22 protein-coding genes and 1 tRNA gene are annotated in these 25,998 nt (G+C 69.3%); 12 read left to right on the plus strand and 11 right to left on the minus strand.

The genetic code is table 11. The features are described 5' to 3' along the window. Positions 1 to 132: 132 nt before the first annotated feature. On the minus strand, positions 133 to 1,530 hold the full coding sequence (locus tag ABZY11_RS16435; RefSeq protein WP_356479789.1) for a hypothetical protein: 1,398 nt from the start codon (positions 1,528 to 1,530) through the stop codon (positions 133 to 135). Between the two features lie 284 nt (positions 1,531 to 1,814). On the opposite strand from ABZY11_RS16435, the gene ABZY11_RS16440 reads away from it, so the two are divergent. The 6 genes from ABZY11_RS16440 to ABZY11_RS16465 all read left to right on the plus strand — a co-directional run bounded on the left by ABZY11_RS16440 (position 1,815) and on the right by ABZY11_RS16465 (position 10,500). Further along, positions 1,815 to 4,511, plus strand: a complete 2,697-nt coding sequence (locus ABZY11_RS16440; RefSeq protein ID WP_356479790.1) for a SulP family inorganic anion transporter — start codon at positions 1,815 to 1,817, stop codon at positions 4,509 to 4,511. Positions 4,512 to 4,695: 184 nt separating this feature from the next. Further along, positions 4,696 to 6,693, plus strand: coding sequence for an acetate--CoA ligase (acs, locus tag ABZY11_RS16445; RefSeq protein ID WP_356479791.1), 1,998 nt, complete (start codon positions 4,696 to 4,698; stop codon positions 6,691 to 6,693). Positions 6,694 to 6,976: 283 nt separating this feature from the next. Next, entirely contained in the window at positions 6,977 to 8,386 is a 1,410-nt protein-coding gene (gene nhaA / locus ABZY11_RS16450) for a Na+/H+ antiporter NhaA (RefSeq protein WP_356479792.1), read from the plus strand. 47 nt (positions 8,387 to 8,433) lie between these two features. Continuing rightward, positions 8,434 to 8,967 carry a phage holin family protein gene (locus tag ABZY11_RS16455; RefSeq protein ID WP_356479793.1) on the plus strand — a complete coding sequence of 178 codons (534 nt, stop codon included), beginning with the start codon at positions 8,434 to 8,436 and terminating at the stop codon, positions 8,965 to 8,967. 281 nt (positions 8,968 to 9,248) lie between these two features. After that, positions 9,249 to 10,190, plus strand: a complete 942-nt coding sequence (locus tag ABZY11_RS16460; protein ID WP_356479807.1) for an alpha/beta hydrolase — start codon at positions 9,249 to 9,251, stop codon at positions 10,188 to 10,190. Positions 10,191 to 10,296: 106 nt separating this feature from the next. After that, the gene (locus ABZY11_RS16465; RefSeq protein ID WP_356479794.1) at positions 10,297 to 10,500 is read left to right on the plus strand and encodes a hypothetical protein; all 204 of its coding nucleotides are present in this window, start codon (positions 10,297 to 10,299) and stop codon (positions 10,498 to 10,500) included. Positions 10,501 to 10,602: 102 nt separating this feature from the next. Here ABZY11_RS16465 and ABZY11_RS16470 read toward each other — a convergent pair whose 3' ends face one another. From ABZY11_RS16470 to nth, 3 genes are all read right to left on the minus strand, one after another. Further along, complete coding sequence (locus ABZY11_RS16470; protein WP_356479795.1) at positions 10,603 to 11,808, minus strand: MarP family serine protease; 1,206 nt, start codon at positions 11,806 to 11,808, stop codon at positions 10,603 to 10,605. An 88-nt stretch (positions 11,809 to 11,896) separates the two neighbouring features. After that, positions 11,897 to 12,685, minus strand: a complete 789-nt coding sequence (locus ABZY11_RS16475; RefSeq protein ID WP_356479796.1) for a CoA pyrophosphatase — start codon at positions 12,683 to 12,685, stop codon at positions 11,897 to 11,899. A gap of 108 nt (positions 12,686 to 12,793) precedes the next feature. Further along, positions 12,794 to 13,747: an endonuclease III gene (gene nth, locus ABZY11_RS16480; RefSeq protein WP_356479808.1), complete on the minus strand. Its 954-nt coding sequence runs from the start codon at positions 13,745 to 13,747 to the stop codon at positions 12,794 to 12,796. Positions 13,748 to 14,018: 271 nt separating this feature from the next. On the opposite strand from nth, the gene ABZY11_RS16485 reads away from it, so the two are divergent. After that, positions 14,019 to 14,693 carry a Crp/Fnr family transcriptional regulator gene (locus ABZY11_RS16485; protein ID WP_014046869.1) on the plus strand — a complete coding sequence of 225 codons (675 nt, stop codon included), beginning with the start codon at positions 14,019 to 14,021 and terminating at the stop codon, positions 14,691 to 14,693. 94 nt (positions 14,694 to 14,787) lie between these two features. Here the strand turns inward: ABZY11_RS16485 and ABZY11_RS16490 are convergent, their stop codons facing one another. From ABZY11_RS16490 to ABZY11_RS16505, 4 genes are all read right to left on the minus strand, one after another. After that, positions 14,788 to 15,618 (minus strand): MBL fold metallo-hydrolase, encoded by an 831-nt coding sequence (locus ABZY11_RS16490; protein WP_356479797.1) that lies wholly within the window; start codon positions 15,616 to 15,618, stop codon positions 14,788 to 14,790. Further along, positions 15,615 to 16,589, minus strand: coding sequence for an NUDIX hydrolase (locus ABZY11_RS16495; RefSeq protein ID WP_356479798.1), 975 nt, complete (start codon positions 16,587 to 16,589; stop codon positions 15,615 to 15,617). The genes ABZY11_RS16490 and ABZY11_RS16495 overlap by 4 nt, the downstream gene beginning before the upstream one ends. A gap of 224 nt (positions 16,590 to 16,813) precedes the next feature. Then, a complete protein-coding gene (locus ABZY11_RS16500) occupies positions 16,814 to 17,284 on the minus strand; it encodes a RidA family protein (protein WP_356479799.1) in 471 nt (156 codons plus the stop codon). After that, positions 17,284 to 17,442 (minus strand): DUF4177 domain-containing protein, encoded by a 159-nt coding sequence (locus ABZY11_RS16505; RefSeq protein ID WP_003967454.1) that lies wholly within the window; start codon positions 17,440 to 17,442, stop codon positions 17,284 to 17,286. The genes ABZY11_RS16500 and ABZY11_RS16505 overlap by 1 nt, the downstream gene beginning before the upstream one ends. Before the next feature lie 71 nt (positions 17,443 to 17,513). On the opposite strand from ABZY11_RS16505, the gene ABZY11_RS16510 reads away from it, so the two are divergent. Both ABZY11_RS16510 and ABZY11_RS16515 read left to right on the plus strand, forming a co-directional pair. Beyond that, positions 17,514 to 18,500: an ArsA-related P-loop ATPase gene (locus ABZY11_RS16510; protein ID WP_356479800.1), complete on the plus strand. Its 987-nt coding sequence runs from the start codon at positions 17,514 to 17,516 to the stop codon at positions 18,498 to 18,500. Further along, on the plus strand, positions 18,497 to 19,903 hold the full coding sequence (locus ABZY11_RS16515) for an ArsA family ATPase (protein WP_356479801.1): 1,407 nt from the start codon (positions 18,497 to 18,499) through the stop codon (positions 19,901 to 19,903). Before ABZY11_RS16510 ends, ABZY11_RS16515 begins: the two co-directional genes overlap by 4 nt. A 13-nt stretch (positions 19,904 to 19,916) precedes the next feature. Here ABZY11_RS16515 and ABZY11_RS16520 read toward each other — a convergent pair whose 3' ends face one another. Then, entirely contained in the window at positions 19,917 to 20,267 is a 351-nt protein-coding gene (locus tag ABZY11_RS16520) for a WhiB family transcriptional regulator (RefSeq protein ID WP_176740522.1), read from the minus strand. Positions 20,268 to 20,654: 387 nt separating this feature from the next. Here ABZY11_RS16520 and ABZY11_RS16525 point away from each other — a divergent pair, with 387 nt between their 5' ends. Further along, positions 20,655 to 22,901 carry a transglycosylase domain-containing protein gene (locus tag ABZY11_RS16525; RefSeq protein WP_356479802.1) on the plus strand — a complete coding sequence of 749 codons (2,247 nt, stop codon included), beginning with the start codon at positions 20,655 to 20,657 and terminating at the stop codon, positions 22,899 to 22,901. A gap of 116 nt (positions 22,902 to 23,017) precedes the next feature. On the opposite strand, the gene ABZY11_RS16530 is transcribed toward ABZY11_RS16525, so the two are convergent. Next, positions 23,018 to 23,482, minus strand: coding sequence for a GatB/YqeY domain-containing protein (locus tag ABZY11_RS16530; protein ID WP_356479803.1), 465 nt, complete (start codon positions 23,480 to 23,482; stop codon positions 23,018 to 23,020). Between the two features lie 79 nt (positions 23,483 to 23,561). On the opposite strand from ABZY11_RS16530, the gene ABZY11_RS16535 reads away from it, so the two are divergent. Further along, positions 23,562 to 24,500: a metallophosphoesterase gene (locus ABZY11_RS16535; RefSeq protein WP_356479804.1), complete on the plus strand. Its 939-nt coding sequence runs from the start codon at positions 23,562 to 23,564 to the stop codon at positions 24,498 to 24,500. Between the two features lie 113 nt (positions 24,501 to 24,613). Next, positions 24,614 to 24,687: transfer RNA gene (locus ABZY11_RS16540), tRNA-Pro, on the plus strand. A 372-nt stretch (positions 24,688 to 25,059) separates the two neighbouring features. On the opposite strand, the gene ABZY11_RS16545 is transcribed toward ABZY11_RS16540, so the two are convergent. Then, on the minus strand, positions 25,060 to 25,290 hold the full coding sequence (locus ABZY11_RS16545) for a hypothetical protein (RefSeq protein WP_356479805.1): 231 nt from the start codon (positions 25,288 to 25,290) through the stop codon (positions 25,060 to 25,062). Between the last annotated feature and the right edge of the window lie 708 nt (positions 25,291 to 25,998).

Consider the following 25,998-nt stretch of genomic DNA (forward strand, 5'->3'; position numbering starts at 1 on the left):
CCGGCATGACTGTGTCCCCCTGTCATCGGGCCTCGACGCCGAGCGCAGATTTCGAGTCCAGCTGCACAGATGCACGACATCGAGATGCCCAGATGTCCAGCTGCTGAGCTGCCGAGCCGTCCAGCGGTCGAGCTAGCGACCGGCCTTGTCCGCGCCGGGCCCCGCGTGAGCCTTGTCGGCCCCCGCTGCCCGGCCGGATCCGGCGGTCGCCGCTCCGTCGAGGAACGCGGTCCATCCCTTCTCAGGCGCCTGGCCGACATCAAGCGTGCCGAGTTTCGCCAGCGTCGCGGGGTCCTGCGCGTCCAGCCAGTCGGCCAGCTGCCGGAAGGACACGCAGCGGACACCCTCCTTGGTACAGACCGACGCGATGGTCTCCTCGACAGCGCGCATGTACGTGCCGCCGTTCCAGGACTCGAAGTGGTTGCCGATGATCAGCGGGGCGCGGTTTCCGTCGTACGAGCGGTCGAAGGCCTGGAGCAGGCCGTCGCGCATCTGATTGCCCCAGTACTCGTGCATGTTCGGGTCGCCCTGCGTCGTCGTACCGGACTGGTTGAACATGAAGTTGTAGTCCATCGAGAGGGTCTCGAACTCGCGGCCCGGCACGGGGACGAGCTGCATCGAGAGGTCCCAGATGCCGTCCTTCTTCTTCGGCCAGACCTGGTTGTTGACCCCGCTGGAGTCGTAGCGGAAGCCCATCGTCCGTGCTGCGGCCAGCAGGTTCTTCTGCCCCTCCAGGCAGGGGGTGCGGCCGCCGATGAGCTCCTTGTCGTAGTCGAAGGGCAGCGGCTTCTCCCCATCGAGGCCGGGGGCGTTGGTCTTCCAGCTCTTCACGAAGGACTTGGCCTGGCTGATCTCGCTCTTCCACTGGTCGACGGACCAGGTTCCGACGCCGCCCTCGGGACCGCAGAAGTGGCCGTTGAAGTGGGTACCGATCTCATCACCGTCCTCCCAGGCCGCGCGCACCTGGGTGATGGTGTTCCGGATTCCCTCGGTGTCGTTGAAACCGATGTCGGAGCTGCCGACGTTGTGCTTCGGCGGGTCGTAGAGCTCTCGCTTGTCCTCCGGCAGCATGTACACGCCGCTGAGGAAGTACGTCATGTTCGCGTGGTACTTCTTGCCCACCTCACGGAAGTGCGAGAACAGCTTCTGGCTGTCCTCGCCTGCGCCGTCCCACGAGAACACCACGAACTGCGGCGGCTTCTGACCGGACGCCAGCCGCTTCGCCACAGGCTGCTTCGGCTGACTGCCGGTGAATGCGGTGGAACCGTCACCGATGAGCCGGACGACGCTCTCGGGCGCGGCCACGGCTTCGGGGGCCTTCTTCTTCGCTCCGGCGGCCTTCTTCGCCGCCCCCGGGCCGGCGGCTCCCCTACCGGTATCGGAATCGGAACCGGAGGAGCACCCGGCCACTCCCGCAGTCAGCGCGACGGCCACGACGCCCAGGGCGACCCGCCCGACGGCGGCCCTCTTCGCAGTGGCCCTCTTCGTAACGGCTCTCTTCGCGACAACTGTCGTCGTGGCGGCCATCATCCGCCCACCCTCTTCCTCGCAGGTAATTTGCGTCGAAGTGCCGACACGGCGCGGTCAAGTTCGCACACCGTTCGGTTTGGATCAGCACGACAGGCCGAATGAAAAGATGACTACTCACCTCAATGAGTGATGGAGTGGCCCATTTGATCTCAACTATGGACACAGATCTTTACTCTCCATTACGATCTGTTTACTGAGAGTTGAGAAATCCCGCCGCTGCACGCCGTGACCCACGGCCGCGTCCCCCACATTCCGCGACCGCGCTGCCCGGAGGAGACGGGAACATGCCTGCTTGCGCCCCCACTCGTCACAACCGCACATCCCGTAGTTCGCGCCCACCACGCGCTTCGGGAATCAAGCGACCACACAGCCCGCCGCCACGCGGTGGACGATTCCGCATCGCGGGCGCCGATCTGTCCGCATCGATCACGGTGTTCCTGCTGGCCGTCCCCATGTCGCTCGGCCTCGCCGTCGCCATGGACGCCCCGCTGGAAGCCGGCCTCGTCTCCGCCGCGATCGGCGGCATCGTCGCCGGGCTGCTCGGCGGCACTCCCCTCCAGGTCAGCGGCCCGTCCGCCGGACTGACCGTGGTCACAGCCGAGTTGATCCAGATCTACGGCTGGCGCACCACCTGCGCGATCACCATCGGGGCCGGGCTTCTGCAGATCCTGCTCGGCTCACTGCGCGCGGCGCGCAGCGCCCTCGCCGTCAGCCCCGCCATCGTCCACGGCACCCTCGCCGGAATCGGCGTGGCCATCGCGCTCGCCCAGCTGCACATCGTGCTCGGCGGTTCGCCGCAGAGTTCAGCCGTCGCCAACGCCCTTGCGCTCCCCCACCAGTTGAGCCGGGTGAGCCCGGCCGCCCCGGTCATCGGCGTGCTGACCATCACCGTCCTGGTCCTGTGGCCTCGTATTCCCGGCCGTCTCGGCAGCGCCGTACGACGGGTCCCGGCCGCCCTCGTCGCGGTGGTGACCGCAACGGCGGTGGCCGCACTCGTCGCACCCGGGATCGCCCGGGTCGATCTTCCGTCCTGGCGCTCGCACGCCCTGCCGGAGTTGCCGCACGGCCCCGTACTCGCCCTGGCCACCGCCGTGTTCACGGTAATGCTGGTGGCCAGCCTGGAGTCGCTGCTCGCCGCGGTGGCTGTGGACAAGCTGTCGGCCGACCGCGCCACCGAGCAGACGGCCGCCCGGTCCGGGGCCGGCTCGATGCCGACACCCGCATCGGCCGCGCCTGCCCTCTCGCCTTCGCCCTCACCCTCGGCATCAGCTCCGGCCGCTTCCCCCACCCCGCCCGCCAGGCGCTCCGATCTCGACCGTGAGCTACGCGCCCAGGGCATCGCCAACGCACTGTCCGGGCTGGTGGGCGGGCTGGCCGTGTCCGGCGGCGCGGTGCGCAGTTCGGCGAACGTACGCGCCGGGGCGACGGGACGTGCCTCCACCGTGCTGCACGGCGTCTGGGTGCTGCTCGCCACCGGGCTGCTGGTCACCGTGCTGGAGTGGATCCCGTTGGCCGCGCTCGCCGCGCTGGTGATGATGGTCGGTATCCAGATGGTGAGCTTCGCCCACATCCGCAACGTTCATAAGCACCGCGAATTCCTGGTGTACGGGGCGACGATCACCGGCGTGGTCCTCTTCGGCGTACTCAAGGGCGTGGCTATCGGCATCGCGGTGGCGGTGGCGGTCGCCCTGCACCGGCTCGCCCGGACCAGGATCACGGTCACCGATCAGGGCGGACAGCATCTGGTCGTCGTACGTGGACAGTTGACGTTCCTCGCGGTGCCCCGGCTCAGTCGTACGCTCGGCCAGCTGCCCCAGGGCGGAGATGCCGTCGTCGAACTGGACGGCTTCTTCATGGACCATGCGGCGTACGAGGCGATCCAGGGCTGGAGCATCGCCCAGACCGCCCACGGCGGCAGGGTCGAGTTCACCGGCAGGTCCGGCGGCCGGATCGCCGAGCCCACCTCGGCGGCGCACTCCTGTTGCCGCCCCTGGACACCGTGGCGCAACCATCACTGCCACGACGGGCCCGACCGTACGCCCGAACCCGGTCACGGCCTCGACGGCCCCTCCATCGGCACCCGCCCCGGCACGCCCCACAACGCCCCCGCCCTCGCCCCTGCCCCAGGCCCGGCCCCCGCAGCCCCCCGCAGGACCGGCGGCAATCGGCTGATCAGCGGCCTGAGTTCGTTCCAGCGCAACACCGCTCCGCTGGTGCGCGATGAGCTGGCTCGTCTGGCCGTCGAGGGGCAGCGCCCGTCCCAGCTCTTCATCACCTGCGCGGACTCCCGGCTGGTCACCAGCATGATCACCGCGAGCGGCCCGGGTGACCTGTTCACCGTGCGGAACATCGGCAATCTGGTGCCCTTGCCGAATGCCGAGTCGGGTGACGACTCGGTGGGTGCAGCGATCGAGTACGCGGTGGATGTGCTGAAGGTGGAGTCCATCACCGTCTGCGGGCACTCCGGCTGCGGAGCGATGCAGGCGCTGCTCGGCGGCAAACCGGACCCGGAGACTCCGCCCACGTCCCTGTGGCGGTGGTTGAGACATGGGCTGCCGAGCCTGGAGCGAATGGCATCCCGGCACCACGCCTGGGCCCGGATCTCCGGACGGCTGCCGACCGATGCGCTGGAGCAGCTCTGCCTCACCAATGTGGTCCAGCAATTGGAGCATCTGCGGGCACACGAATCGGTGGCGCGGCGGCTCGCCGAAGGCACGCTCCGGCTGCACGGCATGTACTTCCACGTGGGCGAGGCACAGGCCTATCTGCTGACCGAGGGTGCGAGCAGTGGGCTGGAGCTCGACGAGGTCTTCGACCGCGTGGGACCCGGCGAACCCTCCGGGCCCAGCGCCCACCCCGAGCCCAGCGACCCCTCCGGCTCCGACGACCACTCCGGTCCCGGCAATGCCACCACCGCGGGCGACCCCGCCCGTCCCGGCGATCCCTCCGGTCCAGGCGAATTGGAACGCACCAGCGCCTGAACCACATTCGCTCCAGGGCCGTGAGACCTTGTGGTCCTGCCTCCGCATCGCACTGCGCCGCACCGCACTGAACCGCGCCGCGCCGCGCCGCATGTGGATGCGGGACCGTGTCTCCATACACGAGACACAGGTCTAAACCAATTTCGGGCAGGCACTTGTCACCCGGCCTTTGGCCTGATGAGCTATGCCCCGGGACACAACGGACACCCTGGGAATGGGAGATGTCGTGAGCAACGAAAGCCTGGCCAATCTGCTCAAGGAGGAGCGGCGGTTCGCACCGCCTGCCGATCTGGCCGCCAATGCCAACGTCAAAGCGGAGGCGTACGAGCAGGCCGAGGCGGACCGGCTGGGCTTCTGGGCCGAGCAGGCCCGTCGCCTGACCTGGGCCACGGAGCCGACCGAGACGCTCGACTGGAGCAACCCGCCCTTCGCGAAGTGGTTCGCGGACGGCAAGCTCAACGTCGCGTACAACTGCGTGGACCGCCACGTCGAGGCCGGCAACGGCGACCGCGTCGCCATCCACTTCGAGGGCGAGCCCGGCGACAGCCGCTCCATCACCTACGCACAGCTCAAGGACGAGGTCTCCCGGGCCGCCAACGCGCTCACCGAGCTCGGCGTCGGCAAGGGCGACCGGGTCGCCGTCTATCTGCCCATGATCCCCGAGGCCGCCATCGCGATGCTGGCCTGCGCCCGCATCGGCGCCGCCCACTCGGTGGTCTTCGGCGGCTTCTCCGCCGACGCCATCGCCGCCCGTATCCAGGATGCGGACGCCAAGGTCGTCATCACCGCCGACGGTGGCTACCGCCGCGGCAAGCCGTCCGCGCTCAAGCCCGCCGTGGACGACGCCGTCTCCCGTATCGACAGCGTCGAGCACGTCCTCGTGGTGCAGCGCACCGGCCAGGACACCGCGTGGACCGAGGGCCGCGACATCTGGTGGCACGAGATCACCGGCCGGCAGTCCGCCGAGCACACCCCCGAGGCCTTCGAGGCGGAGCAGCCGCTCTTCATCCTCTACACCTCCGGCACGACGGGTAAGCCGAAGGGCATCCTGCACACCTCCGGCGGCTACCTGACGCAGACGGCGTACACCCACAACGCGGTCTTCGACCTCAAGCCGGAGACCGATGTCTTCTGGTGCACCGCCGACATCGGCTGGGTGACCGGCCACTCGTACATCGTCTACGGCCCGCTGGCCAACGGCGCGACCCAGGTCATGTACGAGGGCACGCCGGACTCCCCGCACCAGGGGCGTTTCTGGGAGATCGTGCAGAAGTACGGCGTCACGATCCTCTACACCGCGCCGACCGCGATCCGTACGTTCATGAAGTGGGGTGACGACATCCCCGCCAAGTTCGACCTGAGCAGTCTCCGGATCCTCGGTTCGGTCGGTGAGCCGATCAACCCCGAGGCGTGGATGTGGTACCGCAAGCACATCGGCGCCGACAAGTGCCCGATCGTGGACACCTGGTGGCAGACCGAGACCGGCGCGATGATGATCGCGCCGCTGCCGGGCGTGACGGAGACCAAGCCGGGAAGCGCCCAGCGCGCCCTGCCCGGTATCTCGGCCACGGTCGTCGACGACGAGGCCAACGAGGTTCCGAACGGCGGGGGCGGCTACCTCGTCCTCACCGAGCCGTGGCCGTCGATGCTCCGCACCATCTGGGGCGACGACCAGCGCTTCATCGACACCTACTGGTCGCGCTTCGAGGGCAAGTACTTCGCGGGCGACGGCGCCAAGAAGGACGAGGACGGCGACATCTGGCTGCTCGGCCGGGTCGACGACGTGATGCTCGTGTCCGGGCACAACATCTCGACCACCGAGGTCGAGTCGGCGCTCGTGTCGCACCCCTCGGTCGCCGAGGCGGCCGTGGTCGGTGCCGCCGACGAGACGACCGGCCAGTCCATCGTCGCGTTCGTGATACTGCGCGGTACGGCCGACGCCTCCGACGAGCTGGTCGCGGAGCTGCGCAACCACGTCGGCGCCACGCTCGGCCCGATCGCCAAGCCGAAGCGGGTCCTGCCGGTCGCCGAGCTGCCGAAGACCCGCTCCGGCAAGATCATGCGGCGCCTGCTGCGCGATGTCGCCGAGAACCGCGAGCTGGGGGACGTCACGACGCTGACCGACTCCTCGGTCATGTCTCTCATCCAGACCCAGCTGCCGTCGTCCTCCTCCGAGGACTGACCACAGCCTCCGAGGACTGACCACAGGCTCTGAGACCGACCACGATCTCCGAGGACTGACCACAGCGAGCAGCAGTACGTCCCCGAGGGGCATCCGGCAACGCGCCGGGTGCCCCTCGGACATTTAAGGTGAAGATCACCGGATACAGCCCCGCACGCCCCGGGTACAGTGGCAGTTGCGTCAACAAGGCAATAAGAAATCTCCACAGGGTGTGCCGGGAAGTCTGGTCGGCAAGTGCATCAGCCATGCCATCGCTGCCGTACCGACCCGGAGGTCTCCACTCGTGGCCGCGCCCACCCCCGCACCCCCGTCTCCCTCCCGTCGCACCTTCCTCGGACGGCTGTCCCTCCCCGAGCGGAACTACCTCGCCGAAGCCCTGCGCACCGAGACCGTCGGCGGCGTCATCCTGCTGGTCGCCGCGATAGCCGCCCTGCTGTGGGCGAACACCTTCGGTTCCAGTTACGCGTCCGTCAGCGGCTTCCACTTCGGGCCGGAGTCGCTGGGCCTCAACCTCTCCGTGGCGCACTGGGCGGCGGACGGGCTGCTCGCGATCTTCTTCTTCGTCGCGGGCGTCGAGCTCAAGCGGGAACTGGTCGCGGGCGAACTGCGCGACCCCAAGGCGGCCGCCCTCCCGGTCGTCGCCGCACTGTGCGGAATGGCGGTTCCGGCTGTTGTCTACACCCTGGTGAACGTGGTCGGCGGAGGTTCGACGGGCGGCTGGGCCGTCCCCACCGCCACCGATATCGCCTTCGCGCTCGCCGTCCTCGCGGTCATCGGCACCTCGCTGCCGAACGCGCTGCGCGCCTTCCTGCTGACCCTCGCCGTCGTCGACGACCTCTTCGCAATCCTGATCATCGCGGTCTTCTTCACCGAGCAGATCGACTTCATGGCGCTCACCGGCGCCTTCATCGGCCTGGCCGTCTTCTATCTGCTGCTGCGCAGGAATGTGCGCGGCTGGTACATCTACGTACCGCTCGCCCTGGTCATCTGGGGCCTGATGTACAACAGCGGCATCCACGCCACGATCGCCGGTGTCGCCATGGGCCTGATGCTCCGCTGCACCCGGCGCGAAGGCGAGACCCACCCCCCCGGCGAGCACATCGAGCACCTGATCCGCCCGCTGTCGGCCGGGGTCGCCGTACCGCTGTTCGCCCTCTTCTCGGCCGGTGTCTCCCTCTCCGGCGGCGCACTGGCGGACGTCTTCACCCGGCCCGAGACGCTCGGTGTCGTCCTGGGTCTCGTGGTCGGGAAGACCGTGGGCATCTTCGGCGGTACGTGGCTGGCCAGCCGCTTCACCAAGGCGGAGCTGAACAAGGACCTGGCCTGGGCGGATGTCTTCGCGGTCGCCTCGCTCGCCGGCATCGGCTTCACCGTCTCGCTGCTCATCGGTGAGCTGGCCTTCGTCGGCGACGAGGACATGATCAACGAGATCAAGGCCGCCGTGCTGATCGGTTCGCTGACGGCCGCCGTACTCTCCGGTGTACTGCTCAAACTCCGGGTACGCAGATACCGGGCGCTGCACGAGGCGGAGGAGCTCGACGAGGACGAGGACGGGGTGCCCGACATCTACGAGCAGGACGACCCGGAGTACCACCTGCGGATGGCCGCGCTCCACGAGAGGAAGGCGGCCGAGCACCGCCGTCTTGCCCAACTGGCGGGGGCAGCGCGCAGCGAGCCGGACAGTCCGGCATGATCTGACACCAGATGTGTTGAGCAGCAGAACAGGAGAGGGAGTCAGGGATGAGCGACCCCGGCAACAACGCGGGCAGCGCCGACCGCAGTCTCGGGCAGCTGGTCGCCGCGGCGACAGCCGAGATGTCCGCACTGGTGCACGACGAGATCGCCCTGGCCAAGGCCGAGGTACGACAGGACGTCAGGCGCGGCGTCATCGGAAGCGTGGCGTTCATCGTCGCGGGCGTGCTGATCCTGTTCGCGGTGCCGGTACTGACCTTCGCGGCGGCGTACGGGATCCACAACCTGGGGCTCGGGCTCGCCTGGTCGTTCCTGATCGTGGGTGGCGCCTTCATCGTGCTGGCGCTGCTGCTTGCGCTGTTCGCCGTGGCCAAGCTCAAGAAGCTGAAGCCGCCGGAGAAGTCCATCGCTTCGGCCAAGCAGACGGCGGCCGTACTGCAGGGCGTCAAGCCGCACCCGAGGCCCGCCGTCACGGCGGGGACGAGCCGTCCGGCCGTCTCGGGCAGCACGCTGGCGGGCAAGGCCATGGAGAAGGCTCCGGTCCAGGACAAGGCCTCCTCTGTGGCACGCTCGTCCACATGACGGTCCCCGATTCCAGCGCATTCGGCCCAGTAGACCCTGAAGGCCCCGCAGGTCCGGAAGGTCGGGCACGCCCGGAAGGTCAGGCAGACCCGGAAGGCCAGGCCGCCCCCGCGGGCCGGGGCGGCCGGGGCGGCCGGGCAGGCAAGGCAGGCCGGACGGGCCCGGACAACGCCCCAGGCTCTCCACGCCCCTCGGGCCCTGCAAGCTCCCCCAGCTCTACCGGCTCTACCGCCTCGCCCAGCTCGCCCGGCTCACCCACCCCGCCCGGCCCAACCAACCGGATCGGCCCGACGGGCCCGGTCGGATCCGGCGGGCCCGTGCGGATCGACGGGCCGTGGACCCACCGGGACGTGGCGGCCAACGGCGCCCGCTTCCACATCGCCGAGCTCGGCGAGGGGCCGCTGGTGCTGCTGCTGCACGGCTTCCCGCAGTTCTGGTGGACCTGGCGCCACCAGCTCACCGCGCTGGCCGACGCCGGTTTCCGGGCCGTCGCGATGGATCTGCGCGGGGTAGGCGGCAGCGACCGTACGCCCCGGGGTTACGACCCCGCCAACCTGGCGCTCGACATCACCGGCGTGATCCGCTCACTCGGCGAACCGGACGCGGCCCTGGTCGGCCATGACATGGGCGGCTACCTCGCCTGGACGGCCGCGGTGATGCGTCCGAAGCTGGTGCGCCGCCTCGTGGTCTCCTCGATGCCGCATCCGCGCCGCTGGCGCTCCTCGATGCTCTCCGACTTCGCGCAGTCCCGGGCCGGCTCGTACATCTGGGGTTTCCAGCGCCCGTGGGTGCCGGAACGTCAGCTCGTCGCGGACGACGCGGCGTTGGTCGGCCGGCTGATCCATGACTGGGCGGGCCCCCGGACCCCGGACTTCCCCGACGACGCGGCGGTGGACGTCTACCGGCGCGCGATGTGCATCCCGTCGACGGCGCACTGCTCGATCGAGCCGTACCGCTGGATGGTGCGTTCCCTCGCCCGTCCGGACGGAATCCAGTTCAACCGGCGGATGAAACTGCCGGTGCGGGTACCGACGCTGCATCTGCACGGTTCACTCGATCCGGCGATCCGCACGCGAAGCGCGGCGGGGTCCGGCGAGTACGTCGAAGCGCCGTACCGTTGGCGACTTTTCGACGGTCTGGGGCACTTCCCCCACGAGGAGGATCCGGCCGGGTTCTCGGCCGAACTCATCAACTGGCTCAAGGATCCCGAGCCCGACCGGTAGCCGTACGGGCACACTTGTCCGACGAACAGCCAATTGCCCGGCGCATAGGCCAATTGGCTGACGGATGGGCGGTTACCGACCATGAGGCACGGGCAGACGTCCCGGTATGGGCTGGACGCACGACTTCGGTGACACAGCACGCAACCGCCGCTCGACCGCCACGGCGGTTCCGAGCACTCATGAGAGGGGCGGCCCGCAGGGCCGGGTGCACGATATGCATGTTCTGCACGATCCCCGGCTCGGTATTTCGCGCATTCTGCGCCGTCGGGCCCGCTGGGTCTCGGCACGGCTGCGCCATCCACGCGGATGATGTCCGCCCCGGTCGGCCGGTGAAAGCTCACCGGCCGGGCGGGACTTCACCGCGACTTCCCCGGCCTCGACGGGCCGTGCCCGGGTCCTGCCGGTCAGGCGCTCAGAGCGCGCACGCCTGGCTGTCGACCTGCTGGTTGGCGGAGCTGCCTCGCTTGATGTTCTGGCGGATCTCGTCGGCCGTCAGCGCGTAGCCGGTGTCGGGGTCGTCGAGCGACTTGGCGAACACGACGCCGTACACCTCGCCTCCGGGAGTCAGCAGCGGTCCGCCGGAGTTGCCCTGACGGACCGTCGCGTAGAGCGAGTACACATCGCGGTGGACGGTGCCCCGGCGGTAGATGTCCGGGCCGCTGGCGTCGATACGGCCCCGTACACGCGCTGCCCGTACGTCGTACGAGCCGTTCTCCGGGAAGCCCGCGACGATGGCGCTGTTCCCCGTCCGGGCGTCCTGGTCGGTGTCGGCGAACCGCAGCGGCTTCGCGTCGAGGTCCGGTACGTCGAGCACGGCGATGTCGCGCCGCCAGTCGTACAGGACGACCTTCGCGTCGTACAGCCGGCCCTGGCCGCCGATCTGGACGGTCGGCTCGTCGACGCCGCCGACGACATGCGCGTTGGTCATCACCCGGCGGTCGGAGAAGACGAAGCCGGTGCCTTCGAGGACCTTGCCGCAGCCCGGGGCCGTGCCGACGACCTTGACGATGGACTTCTTGGCGCGGGCCGCGACGGGGCTGCCCACCAGCGTCGGGTCCGGGGCCTGGACCTCCGTGATCGGCTCGTTGGCGAACGGGCTGAAGACCTGCGGGAAGCCGTTCTGCGCGAGGACCGAGGAGAAGTCCGTGAACAAGGTGGAGGCCTGCGCGGGCATCACCCGGGAGATGCCGAGCAGGACCGAGGAACTGCGGACCTCCTTGCCCAGCGTCGGCAGGGTGGTGCCGGCCAGCGCGGAGCCGATCAGCCAGGCGACCAGCAGCATCGCGACGACATTGACCAGGGCGCCGCCGGTGGCGTCGAGGGCGCGCGCGGGCGACCACGTGATGTACCGGCGGAGCTTGTTGCCGAGGTGGGTGGTGAATGCCTGGCCCACCGAGGCGCAGACGATCACGATGACGACGGCGACGACGGCTGCCGTCGACGAGACCTCGGAGCCGTTCGTCAGCTGGTCCCACAGGACCGGCAGCAGATAGACGGCGACGAGACCGCCGCCCAGGAATCCGATCACCGACAGGATGCCGACGACGAACCCCTGTCGGTAGCCGATCACCGCGAACCACACGGCGCCGGCCAGCAGCAGGATGTCCAGCACGTTCACCGTCTATAGCCTCGCAGATTCGTCACCGGGCCCGTTCCTTCGGCTGGGTCCGGGCGGGGCCGGACAGCGCAGCACGGGAGTCAGCCTGTCATGCGCGCCAGTCGAGCGGCACCTGCTTGGCCCTGTCCCAGGGGCGCTCCCAGCCCGCGAAGTGCAGAATCCGGTCGATCACTCCGGCTGTGAAACCCCAGACCAGGGCGGATTCGACCAGAAATGCCGGGCCCCGGTGGCCGCTCGGATGGACCGCGGTGGCGCGGTTGGCCGGATCCGTGAGATCCGCCACGGGAACGGTGAAGACCCGGGCCGTCTCACCCGGATCGACGACGCCGACCGGACTCGGCGAGCGCCACCACCCGAGGACCGGCGTCACGACGAAGCCGCTCACGGGGATGTAGAGCCGGGGCAGCACGCCAAAAAGCTGGACCCCGCGCGGATCGAGGCCGGTCTCTTCCTGGGCCTCCCGCAGAGCGGCCCTGAGCGGCCCTGTCGTCGCCTGGTCGCCGTCCTCCGGGTCCAGGGAGCCGCCGGGAAAGGAGGGCTGCCCGGCGTGGGAACGCAGGCTTCCGGATCGCTCCATGAGGAGCAGCTCGGGACCGCGCTCGCCCTCGCCGAAGAGCACGAGTACGGCGGACTGCCGCCCGGCACCGCTCTCCGGCGGCAGAAAGCGGCTGAGCTGGTCGGGCTCGATGGTCTGTGCGGCACGGGCCACGGGGTCGAGCCAGGCGGGCAGCCCCTCGGTCGTGACGGTGATCGCACCGTCCTCACCGGCGCCTGCCGCGGCGGTGGCCGCCGCGACCGCCGCCGCGGGACTGACCGCTGCGGGGTTTCCCGGTGCGGGCGCGGCTGCCGTGTCTGTGCTCTGTTCGTGCGTCTTCATAGGCACCCCTCGTCTCACAACGCCTGTCGTCACGCATATCGTTCCGGACGCCCCTGCCATTCCGGCCGTTTCCGGTCGCCCGGGGCGCCCAGGAGCCGACGCGGTGCGTCAGCCTGCCCCGAGGGGCGGCGCGGGCTTGCCGGGGTAGTCCGGAGGCGGGCTCAGCCGCTGGCCCGGCTGCCCGCCCATCTCGTACTTCAGCAGCTTCCTGGCCTTCTCCGGATCCGTCTCGCCCTCGCCGTACGAGGGACAGAGCGGGGCGATCGGGCAGGCGCCGCAGGCGGGCTTACGGGCATGGCAGATGCGGCGGCCGTGGAAGACGACCCGGTGCGAGAGCATCGTCCACTCGCTCTTGGGGAAGATCGCGGCGATCTCGGCCTCGACCTTCTCCGGATCCTCCTGCTCCGTCCACTTCCAGCGGCGGACCAGACGGCCGAAATGGGTGTCGACGGTAATTCCCGGGACGCCGAAAGCATTGCCCAGCACGACATTGGCGGTCTTGCGGCCGACCCCCGGAAGCTTGACGAGATCGGCGAGCCGGCCCGGTACCTCGCCGCCGTATTCGTCCCTGAGCGCCACCGAGAGGCCTATCAGTGACTTGGTCTTGGCCCGGAAGAAACCGGTCGGCCGGATGAGCTCCTCCATCTCCTCCGGGACGGCCGCGGCCATGTCCTCGGGGGTGGGATAGGCGGCGAAGAGCGCGGGGGTGGTCTGGTTGACCCTCAGATCGGTGGTCTGGGCGGAGAGGACCGTGGCGACCAGGAGCTCGAAGGGGTTCCTGAAGTCCAGCTCGGGATGGGCATACGGATAGAGCTCGGCGAGCTCGCGGTTGATCCGGCGGGCGCGGCGCACCATCGCCAGACGCGATTCCGGCTTCCGCCCGGCTCCGGCGGCTCCGACTGCTCCCGCCGCCGCCGCTGCTCCCGCCGCCGCCGCTGCTCCCGCCGCCGCTGCGGGCTTCGCCTCCGCCGTCGCCCTCACGGCCGGCTTCCGCGCCGACTTCCCCGCAGGACGCTTCACCGACTCCCCCGCAGGGCGTTTTGTCGCTTTTTCCGGGTGAATCGCACCCTGTTCGCCCACAGCGGAATCACGGCCTTCCGACACCCCATCAGCCCCCTTGGCCTGCGCTCTCACCGGCGATTTGGACACCCGGCCAGCCTAGAGCCACGCACTGACATCTGCCCCTGTCACCGTGCATCCGCCCCCAATCGGGCCCCTGCCGCACGATTAGGCACGCCCGTGCGTCAAACTGGTTTGTGATTGATCGCACTGTTTTACCGTCCGGCATGATGGGGACCACGGTTCCCTGAACAGGCCGACAAGGAGAGAACTCGTGGACGACGTTCTGCGGCGCGCCCCGCTTTTCGCGGCGCTCGATGATGAGCAGGCCGCGGAGCTCCGCGCCTCGATGAGTGAGGTGACCCTCGCACGCGGCGACGCGCTCTTCCACGAGGGCGACCCGGGCGACCGCCTCTACGTGGTCACCGAGGGCAAGGTGAAGCTCCACCGCACCTCCCCCGACGGGCGCGAGAACATGCTGGCGGTCCTCGGCCCCGGCGAGCTGATCGGTGAGCTGTCGCTCTTCGACCCGGGCCCCCGCACCGCCACCGCGACCGCGCTGACCGAGGTCAAGCTCCTCGGCCTCGGCCACGGCGACCTGCAGCCCTGGCTGAACGCCCGCCCCGAGGTGGCCACGGCCCTGCTGCGCGCCGTCGCCCGCCGCCTGCGCAAGACCAACGACCAGATGTCCGACCTGGTCTTCTCCGACGTACCGGGCCGTGTCGCCCGCGCCCTCCTCGACCTGTCGCGCCGCTTCGGCGTCCAGTCGGAGGAAGGCATCCACGTCGTCCACGACCTGACCCAGGAAGAGCTGGCCCAGCTGGTCGGCGCCTCCCGCGAGACGGTCAACAAGGCACTCGCCGACTTCGCCGGACGCGGCTGGCTGCGCCTGGAGGCGCGCGCCGTGATCCTGCTGGACGTGGAACGCCTGGCGAAGCGGTCCCGCTAGCCGGACCCGCTCTCCGTACGACGTGAAGGCCCCGCCGCCCGGCGGGGCCTTCCACGTGTGTCAGGGCCGCCTACGACCGCGTCGCATCCGCGCCTCAGATCAGCCCGTGCTCGCCCAGGTACTCCAGCTGAGCCAGCACCGAGAGTTCCGCGGCGGGCCACAGGGACCGGTCCACGTCCGCGTACACCCGCGCCACCACCTCCGACGCCGTCCGGTGCCCGGCCTCGACCGCCGTCTCCACCTGGGCCAGCCGGTGCGCACGGTGCGCCAGGTAGAACTCGACCGCGCCCTGTGCGTCGTCCAGCACCGGACCGTGCCCCGGCAGCACCGTGTGCACACCGTCGTCGACGGTCAGCGAACGCAGTCTCCGCAGCGAGTCGAGGTAGTCGCCGAGCCGCCCGTCCGGATGCGCGACGACCGTGGTACCACGCCCGAGAATCGTGTCCCCCGTCAGCACCGCCCGGTCGGCGGGCAGATGGAAGGAGAGCGAGTCCGCGGTGTGCCCGGGGGTCGGCACGACCCGGAGTTCCAGGCCACCGGTGGTGATCACATCGCCCGCGGTCAGCCCCTCGTCGCCCAGCCGCAGCGCCGGGTCCAGGGCACGCACCTTCGTACCGGTCAGCTCGGCGAACCGCGCCGCGCCCTCCGCGTGGTCGGGGTGCCCGTGGGTGAGGAGGGTGAGCGCGATCCGGCGGCCGGCCCGCTCGGCGGTGTCGATGACGGCCCGCAGATGTATGTCGTCCAGCGGGCCCGGGTCGATGACGACCGCGAGATCGGAGTCGGGCTCGGCGACGATCCAGGTGTTGGTGCCGTCCAGTGTCATCGGCGAGGCGTTGGGGGCGAGGACGTTGACCGCACGGGCCGTGGCGGGGCCCGACAGGACCGTGCCGCGTGGCTGTCCGGGCAGCGCTGCCGCATTGCTCATACGGATTCACCACCCGCGCCACCTGAACCCGAACCGGGACCGGAACCGGAACGCGCACCTGATCCCACACCGGCGCCCGCACCGGATCCGTCACCGGCCGGCCCGCTCGGGATGTGCTTGGTGAACTCGTCGTGCCCCGGCCAGCTCAGCACCAACTCGTCGCCCTCCAGCCTCGCCTGCGCCAGCACCGGCGTGAGGTCCTGGGAATCCGCCGCCTTCAGGGCCTCGGCGGCCGTCCCGTACGGCCTCAGCGCCCGCAGCGTCGATACGGTCGGCGGCATCATCAGCAGCTCGCCCCGGTCGTATCCGTCGGCCGCCTCGCCGGGCCCGATCCACACCGTGCGGTCGGCCTCCGTGGAGGCGTTGCGGGTGCGCTGGCCCTCGGGGAGCGCGGCGACGAAGAACCAGGTGTCGTAGCGGCGGGGCTCGAACTCGGGGGTGATCCAGCGCGCCCAGGCACCCAGCAGATCCGAGCGCAGCACCAGACCGCGCCGGTCCAGGAACTCGGCGAAGGACAGCTCCCGGGCGACCAGCGCCTCCCGGTCGGCCTCCCAGTCGGCCCCGGTGGTGTCGCTGACCACCGTGCCGGCGCTCGGGCCCGCGAGGAGGACGCCCGCCTCCTCGTACGTCTCACGGACCGCAGCGCAGACGATGGCCTGGGCCTCGGCCGGCGTCCCGACCCCGAGCCGCTCGGCCCAGGTCTCCAGCGCGGGTCCGGCCCAGCCGACGAGCCGGTCGTCGTCGCGAGGGTCGACCCCGCCACCCGGATAGGCGTACGCCCCACCGGCAAAAGCCATGGAGGCCCGGCGGCGCAGCATGTGGACGGCGGGACCGCCCTCGGTGTCAGCGGCGGAATCCCGGAGCAGCATCACGGTGGCGGCCCGCTTCGGGGTCGCGGCGCTCAGCTCACCCGCGGCGAGTGCCCGGATCCGGTCGGGCCATTCCGGTGGGTACCACTGACCATTGGACATGGCCGGAGGCTATCCGGAACCGCGCCGATGTTCGAGAGGTGCATCGATCCGTACCTGTCCCGTACACGGATGATCCCGCCCGGTCGCCACGACCGGACGGGATCAGAAAACGCGATGAACGGCAACGAACGGCAACGAGCACCGATGAACGACGCCCGACGACACTCAGCACCGATCAACGGCGATCAACGGGATCGGACATCGGCGAGCGACCGGCGTACGGCTCAGGCCCCGGCCAGCTCGACCTGGATCTCGACCTCCACCGGTGCGTCCAGCGGCAGCACCGCGACGCCCACCGCGCTGCGCGCGTGCACGCCCTTGTCGCCGAGCACCGCGCCCAGCAGCTCGCTGGCGCCGTTGATCACGGCGGGCTGTCCGGTGAAGTCGGACGCCGAGGCGACGAAGCCCACGACCTTCACCACACGTGCGATCCGGTCCAGGTCGCCCGCGACGGACTTCACGGCGGCCAGCGCGTTGAGCGCGCAGGTCTTCGCCAGCTCCTTGGCCTCGTCGGGCGTGACCTCCGCACCGACCTTGCCGGTGACCGCGAGCTTGCCGTCCACCATGGGCAACTGGCCGGAGGTGTACACGTACACCCCCGACTGCACGGCCGGCTGGTACGAGGCCAGCGGCGGCACGACGTCCGGCAGCGTCAGCCCGAGTTCGGCGAGCTTCGCTTCGACTGCGCCCGCCATTACGCCTTCTCCCGCTTCAGGTAGGCCACGAGCTGCTCGGGGTTGTTCGGGCCGGGAACGACCTGGACCAGCTCCCAGCCGTCCTCGCCCCAGGTGTCCAGAATCTGCTTGGTCGCGTGCACGAGAAGGGGCACGGTCGCGTATTCCCACTTGGTCATGGCCCGACTGTAATGCCTGGCACGCACAGCCTCGTGCGTAGCCTGCGGTGCGACTGGTTAGGCTCGAATACGTGAGCAGGTTCCAGGTCGTCAGCGGCAAGGGCGGTACCGGTAAGACCACGGTCGCCGCCGCCCTCGCGCTCGCCCTCGCGACCGAGGGCAAGCGCACCCTCCTCGTCGAGGTCGAGGGCAGGCAGGGCATCGCCCAGCTCTTCGAGACGGAGTCCCTTCCGTACGAGGAGCGCAAGATCGCCGTCGCGCCGGGCGGCGGCGAGGTGTACGCCCTCGCGATCGACGCCGAGCGTGCCCTTCTCGACTACCTCCAGATGTTCTACAAGCTGGGCAGCGCGGGCCGGGCGCTCAAGAAGCTCGGCGCGATCGACTTCGCCACCACGATCGCGCCCGGTGTGCGGGACGTGCTGCTGACCGGCAAGGCCTGCGAAGCCGTACGCCGCAAGGACAAGCAGAACCAGTACGTCTACGACTACGTGATCATGGATGCCCCGCCCACCGGACGCATCACCCGCTTCCTCAATGTGAACGACGAGGTGGCGGGGCTGGCCAGGATCGGCCCGATACACAATCAGGCACAGGCCGTGATGCGGGTGCTGAAGTCGCCCGAGACCTCCGTCCATCTGGTGACGCTGCTGGAGGAGATGCCGGTCCAGGAGACCGCGGACGGCATCGCCGAGCTGCGGACCGCCGAACTGCCGGTGGGCCGGGTCATCGTGAACATGGTGCGGCCCCATCTGCTGGACGAGGACACGCTGCGCACCGCCGCGGGCGGCCGCCGCAAGGAGATCGCCAAGGCGCTGACCCGCGCGGGCGTGACCGGCTCCGCCGGGCTCGTACGCCCGCTGGTCGAGCAGGCGGCCGAGCATGCCCAGCGGGTCGAGCTGGAGCGTGAACAGCGCGCCGTGCTCGCCGGCCTGGAACTTCCGGGGTATGAACTCCCGCTGATCGGCGAGGGAATGGACCCGGCCGGTCTCTACGACCTGGCGACCGAGCTCCGCAAGCAGGGTGTGGGCGAAGGGGCGGGACAAGGGGTGGGTACATGACACAGCGCACGGACGCGGACACAGCCACGACCACAACGACGGACACGACAACCTCCCCCGCGCCCGCTCCCGCACTGGACACCGACGCGCTGCTCGACGATCCGGGCATCCGGATCGTCGTGTGCTGCGGTTCCGGCGGGGTGGGCAAGACCACGACCGCGGCGGCCCTGGGCGTACGGGCGGCCGAACGCGGCCGCAAGGTCGTCGTCCTCACCATCGACCCGGCCCGCAGACTCGCCCAGTCCATGGGCATCGATTCGCTGGACAACGTCCCGCGTCAGGTGCCGGGCATCGAGGGCGGGGGCACCGGTGAACTGCACGCCATGATGCTCGACATGAAGCGGACCTTCGACGAGATCGTCGAGGCGCACGCGGACGCCGAGCGGGCCCGCGCGATCCTGGAGAACCCCTTCTACCAGTCCCTGTCGGCCGGTTTCGCGGGCACGCAGGAGTACATGGCGATGGAGAAGCTCGGTCAACTGCGCGCGCGCAACGAGTGGGACCTGATCATCGTCGACACCCCTCCGTCGCGCTCCGCGCTGGACTTCCTGGACGCGCCGAAGCGGCTCGGCTCGTTCCTGGACGGAAAGTTCATCAAGCTGCTGATGGCCCCGGCGAAGATGGGCGGCCGGGCCGGGATGAAGTTCCTGAACGTCGGGATGTCGATGATGACCGGCACCCTCGGCAAACTGCTCGGCGGTCAGTTCCTGCGCGACGTACAGACCTTCGTCGCGGCGATGGACACGATGTTCGGCGGCTTCCGCACCCGGGCCGACGCCACGTACAAACTGCTGCAGGCACCCGGCACGGCGTTCCTCGTCGTCGCGACACCGGAGCGGGACGCGCTGCGCGAGGCGGCGTACTTCGTGGAACGGCTCGCCGCGGAGGAGATGCCGCTGGCCGGCCTGGTGCTCAACCGGGTCCACGGCAGCGATGCCGCCCGGCTCTCCGCCGAGCACGCCCTGGCCGCCGCAGAAAATCTTGACGGGGTCGGCATTGTGGATCAGACGGCCGGGAAGGCTGGACTTCGTAGCCTGGCCGGCGGATCGGCCACCTCTCCCGAAGCCGTCGACACGCCCGTTGCCACATCCGTCGACATGTCCGGTGCCGCACCGGACACCGCCCCCGACCCCCTGCCCGGCAAATCCGAGCACGAGGACACCGAAGACCACGAGCCGACCGCTTCCGTCGAGGAGCTGACCGCAGGTCTGCTGCGGCTGCATGCCGAACGGATGCAGGTGGTCGCGCGCGAACAGCACACACGCGACCGCTTCACCGCGCTGCACCCCGAGGTCGCCTTGACCCAAGTGGCCGCGCTGCCCGGTGACGTACACGACCTTGAGGGACTTCGGGCCATCGGGGACCGGCTCGCGACCGGTTCTGCCCCGGCCGGAGCTGCGTAGCCGCCCGTCGCCCCTATCCCACCGCGGCGTACCTCTCGTGCAGTTCGTCGTCGTCCAGTCCGATCGCCACGGGCAGGATGCCCGTCGACTGCTCGTACTCGCTGCGCGCGGTCTCCAGCAGCCGGCGCCAGGACGTGACGGTGGGCCGCCTGCGCAGCAGTGCGCGGCGCTCCCGCTCGGTCATTCCGCCCCACACGCCGAATTCGACGCGATTGTCCAGCGCATCGGCCAGGCACTCGGTCCGCACCGGGCATCCGGTGCACACCGCCTTGGCCCTGTTCTGCGCTGCCCCTTGTACGAACAGTTCATCCGGATCGGTAGTGCGGCAGGCTGCCTGCGCACTCCAGTCGGTTACCCAGCCCATCACGGCGCCGTCCTCTCCCGAATCGAGGCTCCCCCACGGCGGCAGCGGCATATTCACCGCTGCCAGTTGAGGACGTTACGGAAGGTGGCGACAGCACAACACCCCCTTCGGGCCCAATCTTGAATGGCCCGAACGGACTATGCGTATGCGGCAGATCACCCAGGGGAGTGAGGCGAGGGCATACGCGACTATCCCGTCAGAATTGGGACAGTTCACCTGGATCACAACGGACGTTCAATGACACACGAGGCGAATTCGGGAGCGCCTGAGCTCGTGGCCGGGTCTTGCACGGGGGGTTGATACGGAACCGGACTGCTGTGACAGTTGAGAGCAGCTTAGGCCAAGGCATATACGTGTGTCCGGCGAATGAGAACGTAGGCTGCCCCCATGCCAAAGAAGCGCTCGGGCGGGGGTCTCTCGACGACCCAGCAGGCCGCCAAGTTCCTCGGTGTCGCCGCACTCTCCGGAGTCGTGCTCGCGGGCATCGCGCTGCCGGCCGCCGGAGCACTGGGCCTCGCCACCAAGGGGACGGTCGAGGGATTCGACGAGATCCCGGCCAATCTGAAGACTCCGCCGCTGAGCCAACGCACCACGATCCTGGACAGCAAGGGCGGAATGATCGCCTCGGTGTACTCGCGCGACCGCACGGTGGTCCCGCTGAAGAACATCTCGCCGTACATGCAGAAGGCCATCGTCGCGATCGAGGACGCCCGCTTCTACGAGCACGGGGCCATCGACCTCAAGGGCATCCTGCGCGCGCTGAACCGCAATGTGCAGACGGGCGGGACCACCGAGGGTGCGTCGACCCTCACCCAGCAGTACGTGAAGAACGTCTTCGTCGAGGAGGCGGGCGACGACCCGGACAAGGTCGCGCAGGCCACCCAGCAGACGATCGGCCGCAAGGTCCAGGAGCTGAAGTACGCGATCCAGGTCGAGGAGGAGCTCGGCAAGAAGAGGATCCTGGAGAACTACCTCAACATCACCTTCTTCGGGCAGCAGGCCTACGGCATCGAGGCCGCCTCCCAGCGCTACTTCTCCAAGTCTGCCAAGGACCTGACGCTGGAGGAGTCCGCGCTGCTGGCCGGTGTCGTGCAATCGCCGAGCCGCTACGACCCGGTCAACGACACGGCCGAGGCCACCAAGCGCCGCAACATGGTGCTCCAGCGCATGGCGGACGTCGGGGACATCTCGAAGGCCCAGGCCGAGAAGGCGAAGGCGACCCCGATCAAGCTGAAGGTCAAGAAGCCGCAGAACGGCTGCATCACGGCCGTCAGCGGCGCCGGCTTCTTCTGCGACTACGTGCGCCACGTCTTCCTCACCGACCCGGTCTTCGGCAAGACCAAGGAGGACCGGGCCAAGATCTGGAACCGGGGCGGCCTGACGATCCGGACGACGCTCGACCCGCAGTCCCAGCAGTCGGTGCAGGCCTCGATCAAGAACCACGTCTACAAGTCGGACAAGGTCGCAACGGCCGTGACGCTGGTCCAGCCGGGCACCGGCAAGATCATGGGAATGGGCCAGTCCAAGCCGTACGGCTTCGGAACCAACGAGACCCAGTACAACTACTCGGTCAACAAGGCCATGGGCGGCTCCAACTACGGCTTCCCGACCGGTTCGACCTTCAAGCCGTTCCTCGCCGCCGCGGCCATAGAGGGGGGCAAGCCGGCCACGCAGGTCTATCCGTCCCCGTACGAGATGGACTACCCGGACTCGGTGCGGTCCTGCGGGAAGCCGTGGGTCAACGACGGTGTGCCGAAGTATCACCTGGAGAACGAGAGCGAGTCCGAGAAGGGCCCGTACGCGCTGAAGGAAGCGATGGAGAAGTCGGTCAACACCTACTTCGTCCAGATGCTCCAGGACATCGGCATGTGCCCGGTCTCGCAGATGACCGACAAGCTCGGCGTGGTGCAGGGCGACGGCTCCAAGCTCCCGCAGAACCCGTCGACCCTGACCCTCGGCTCCAACGGTCTGTCGCCGCTGACGATGGCGAGCGCGTACGCCGCCTTCGCCAACCGCGGTACGTACTGCACGCCGATCGCCATCGAGTCGGTCAACAAGGCCGACGGCAGCTCGCTCCCCGTGCCCAAGACGTCCTGCTCGCAGGCGATGTCGCAGACGACGGCCGACACCATCAACACGCTGCTGCGCGGCGTGGTCGACTCCGGTACCGGTCAGGAGGCCGGCCTGCAGAGCCGCGACAACGCGGGCAAGACCGGTACGACCGACGCCCGTAAGAACGCCTGGTTCGTCGGGTACACGCCGAACATGTCCGGCGCGGTCTGGGTCGGCAGCCCGTCCCAGAGCGTCGAGATGGAGCGCGTCACGATCGGTGGCGTCTACCAGGACAAGGTGTACGGCGGACAGGTCCCCGGACCGATCTGGCGTGACGCAATGACCGGCGCCCTCAACGGAGTGACCGCCCCCGCCTTCAACACCGTCAACATCCCGGACCCGCCGAAGAACGACGACCAGGACGGGGGCCCGGACCGCGACCGGGAAGAGGGAAGGCCCGGCGCCGGAGGCAAGAAGCCCGGCGGCAAGAACCCGTTCCCCGGCATCACCGTCCCGCCGGACCTGACCGGCGGGAATACCGGCGGCCACCGCGGTCAGACCGGCGGCACGCAGGGCCCCTGAGCCGGACGGCTCGACCCACGCACACATGAAGGTGGGGCTCCACGGATCGATCCCGATCCCGTGGAGCCCCACCTTCATGTGCTTCTGCGGACGCGTATATCTCTGTGGGCGCGGGCTCAGCCCGCGAGGAACTTCTTCACCGAGGCGGCCACCCGGCCACCGTCCGCGCGCCCCGCCACCTTCGGGTTCACGATCTTCATGACGGCACCCATCGCGCGCGGCCCCTCGGCCCCGGCGGCCCTGGCCTCCTCGACGGCGGACGCCACGATCGCGCCCAGCTCGTCGTCGCTCAGCTGCTTCGGCAGGTACGCGTCGAGGATCTCGCCCTCCGCCTTCTCACGCTCGGCCTGCTCGGTCCGGCCGCCCTGGGCGAAGGCTTCGGCCGCCTCGCGGCGCTTCTTCGCCTCCTTGGCGATCACCTTCTGCACCTCGTCGTCGGAGAGCTCGCGGGCCGTCTTGCCGCTGACCTCCTCCTTCGTGATGGCGGTGAGCGTCAGCCGGAGCGTGGACGAGATCAGCTCGTCACGCGCCTTCATGGCCGTGGTGAGGTCTTCCTTGAGCTTGGACTTGAGCGTGGTCATGTGCTGATTGTGGCAGGTACGGGGCGACCGGCGCCCGCAGGTTTTCTGCAGGCCGCACGGTGTCTGCGACGATGGACGCATGCGCGCACGCTACGGAGTACCCCTGAAAGTCACGGCAGTCGGCGCGGCGATCGGCGCAGCCGGTCTCGCCTACGCCGCCGGATTCGAGGCCCGCTCGTTCCGCCTGCGACGGGTCACCATTCCCGTACTCCCGCACGGGGCACGCCCGTTGCGCGTACTCCAGGTCTCCGACGTCCACATGGTGAGCGGCCAGCGCAAGAAGCGCGCCTGGCTCCAGTCACTGGCCGGCCTGCGCCCGGACTTCGTCGTGAACACCGGCGACAACCTCTCCGACCCGGAGGCCGTGCCCGAGCTGCTCGACGCCCTCGGTCCGCTGATGGAGTTCCCGGGGGTGTACGTCTTCGGCTCCAACGACTACTACGGCCCCAAGCTCCGCAACCCCGCCCGCTACCTCTTCGAAAAGGCCCAGGGCAAGCACGGCCTCAACGGGAACGCGCCCGCGGTCGGCGTCGTCCACAACCCGTGGGAACCGATGCGCGACGCCTTCGACGAGGCGGGCTGGCTGGGCCTGTCCAACACCCGCGGCCGCCTCAAGATCGACGGCTTGGAGATCGCCTTCACCGGCCTGGACGACCCGCACATCAAGCGCGACCGCTATGCGGAGGTGTCGGGCGGCCCCGAGACCGGCGCCGACCTCTCGATCGGCGTGGTCCACGCCCCCTACCTGCGCTCCCTGGACGCCTTCACCATGGACGGCTACCCCCTGATCCTGGCCGGCCACACCCACGGCGGCCAGCTCTGCATCCCCTTCTACGGAGCCCTGGTCACCAACTGCGACCTGGACACGGACCGGGTCAAGGGCCTCTCCACCCACTCCGTCGACGACCACCGCGCCTACCTCCACGTCTCCGCGGGCTGCGGCACCAACCGCTACACCCCGGTCCGCTTCGCCTGCCCGCCGGAGGCGACCCTGCTGACCCTGACGGCCCAGGACTGAGGCCCCCGGTCCCGGGCCCGGCCCCTTCCCCGGTCAGCGGCGCAGAAACCGGATTTCGTCTGCGGGCGCGGGTGGGCTAGAGTAATCGATGTCGCCAGGACACCGGCGGCGATCGGGGTGTAGCGCAGCTTGGCAGCGCGCTTCGTTCGGGACGAAGAGGTCGTGGGTTCAAATCCCGCCACCCCGACAGCTGAAATACCAGGTCAGGGGCCTGATTCACTTAGTGGATCAGGCCCCTGAGTGGTTTGTGCGGGCATCTTGGGAGCCATTTGGGAGCCGAGTGCGGGAGGCGGCTCCCAAACGGCTCCCCGAGGGGACTGGAGGCCAACCGTGGATCGGGGCTACCCCGGGGCCGTACCAGTGTCCTTCGCTCGGCGCGCTCGGCTCTTGCTGTCCGACGGGGAGAGCCGCAGCCCCTTCCCCAGCCAGTTCGGAGAGCGGAATCGGCGCGGTCGGCCGACAACCATGAAGAGACGATCCAAATAGGGAAGAGCCCTACCTGACCCTGTGGTGACCGCTGGCAGGGTCCGCTGCCGCCTTGTCTAAGGGGGGCTGCGGCTCAGCTGCCAGCGCGTCGATACTCCACGGGCCTCTCACTCACCTTCACGATCGCCCCGGCATCAGCAAGATCTCGAAGCACCTGGCGTGCCCGTTTCTTCCCGATCGCCACGTCAGCGGGACGGTATCCCGCTCCGAACAGGGCCGCCAAGGCGCGTTCGGCATCCCATGCCCCGTGGAGGGCCTGGATGGCCTCGCTAAGGATCTCGGCGTGTGTCTGGGCGCTGCTCACATGTCCTCCGCGGCTGCCTGCAAACTCGCCCTACCGTAATCGCCAGTTGGGCGCGCAGGTTGGGCATATGTCGCATTCGCTCGCCGACGGGCCGGAAGAGCGGCGCTCACGATCGGTGCCGGGAGACGAGGTGTGCCTGCGTTCCGGCGCGAACGGCGCCTACCTCCCTTGTGGCGTTGCTATCGTCAGCGCCATTGAGCGAGCCCGATTCCTTCCCGGATCGGCCCGTTGGCATCCGCTCGGCTGGTGCCCGCATACAGGTCGGCGCTCTCCTGGCGAGCCTGACCATCCACGAGAGGACTTCAGTGAGCGGCCAGCTCCCACCGATGCCTGAACAGCTTCCCCAGCGACCCAAGGGCGTCAGGAACCCGTGGAAAGCGGCCACGTTCTGCCTGGCCGGCGCGCTCATGGTGACCGCTACAGCACTCGTCTATACCGCTACGGGAGGCCAAGGGGAGGCTCCCGACGCCTCAGCCGATCCGTCACCCTCGATCTGGCAGGACGACCGCCCCAGCGCTGACACCGCACCCGTCGAGACCACATCCCCCACCCCAAGTCGACCGGCCGACCTCAAGATCGGGGACGAGGCCCGCAACGGCGGCGCCGTCATTAACCTCGCGCTTTCGCGAGTGTGAGTGTCCGAGGCTTGATCAAATAAGCGAGGAGTGCCTCTGACCTGGGACGATGGGACTTGTCTAGGGTCCATGT

The sequence above is a fragment of the Streptomyces sp. NPDC006510 genome, from assembly GCF_040611955.1.
In the GTDB taxonomy this organism is placed as follows: Bacteria; Actinomycetota; Actinomycetes; order Streptomycetales; family Streptomycetaceae; genus Streptomyces.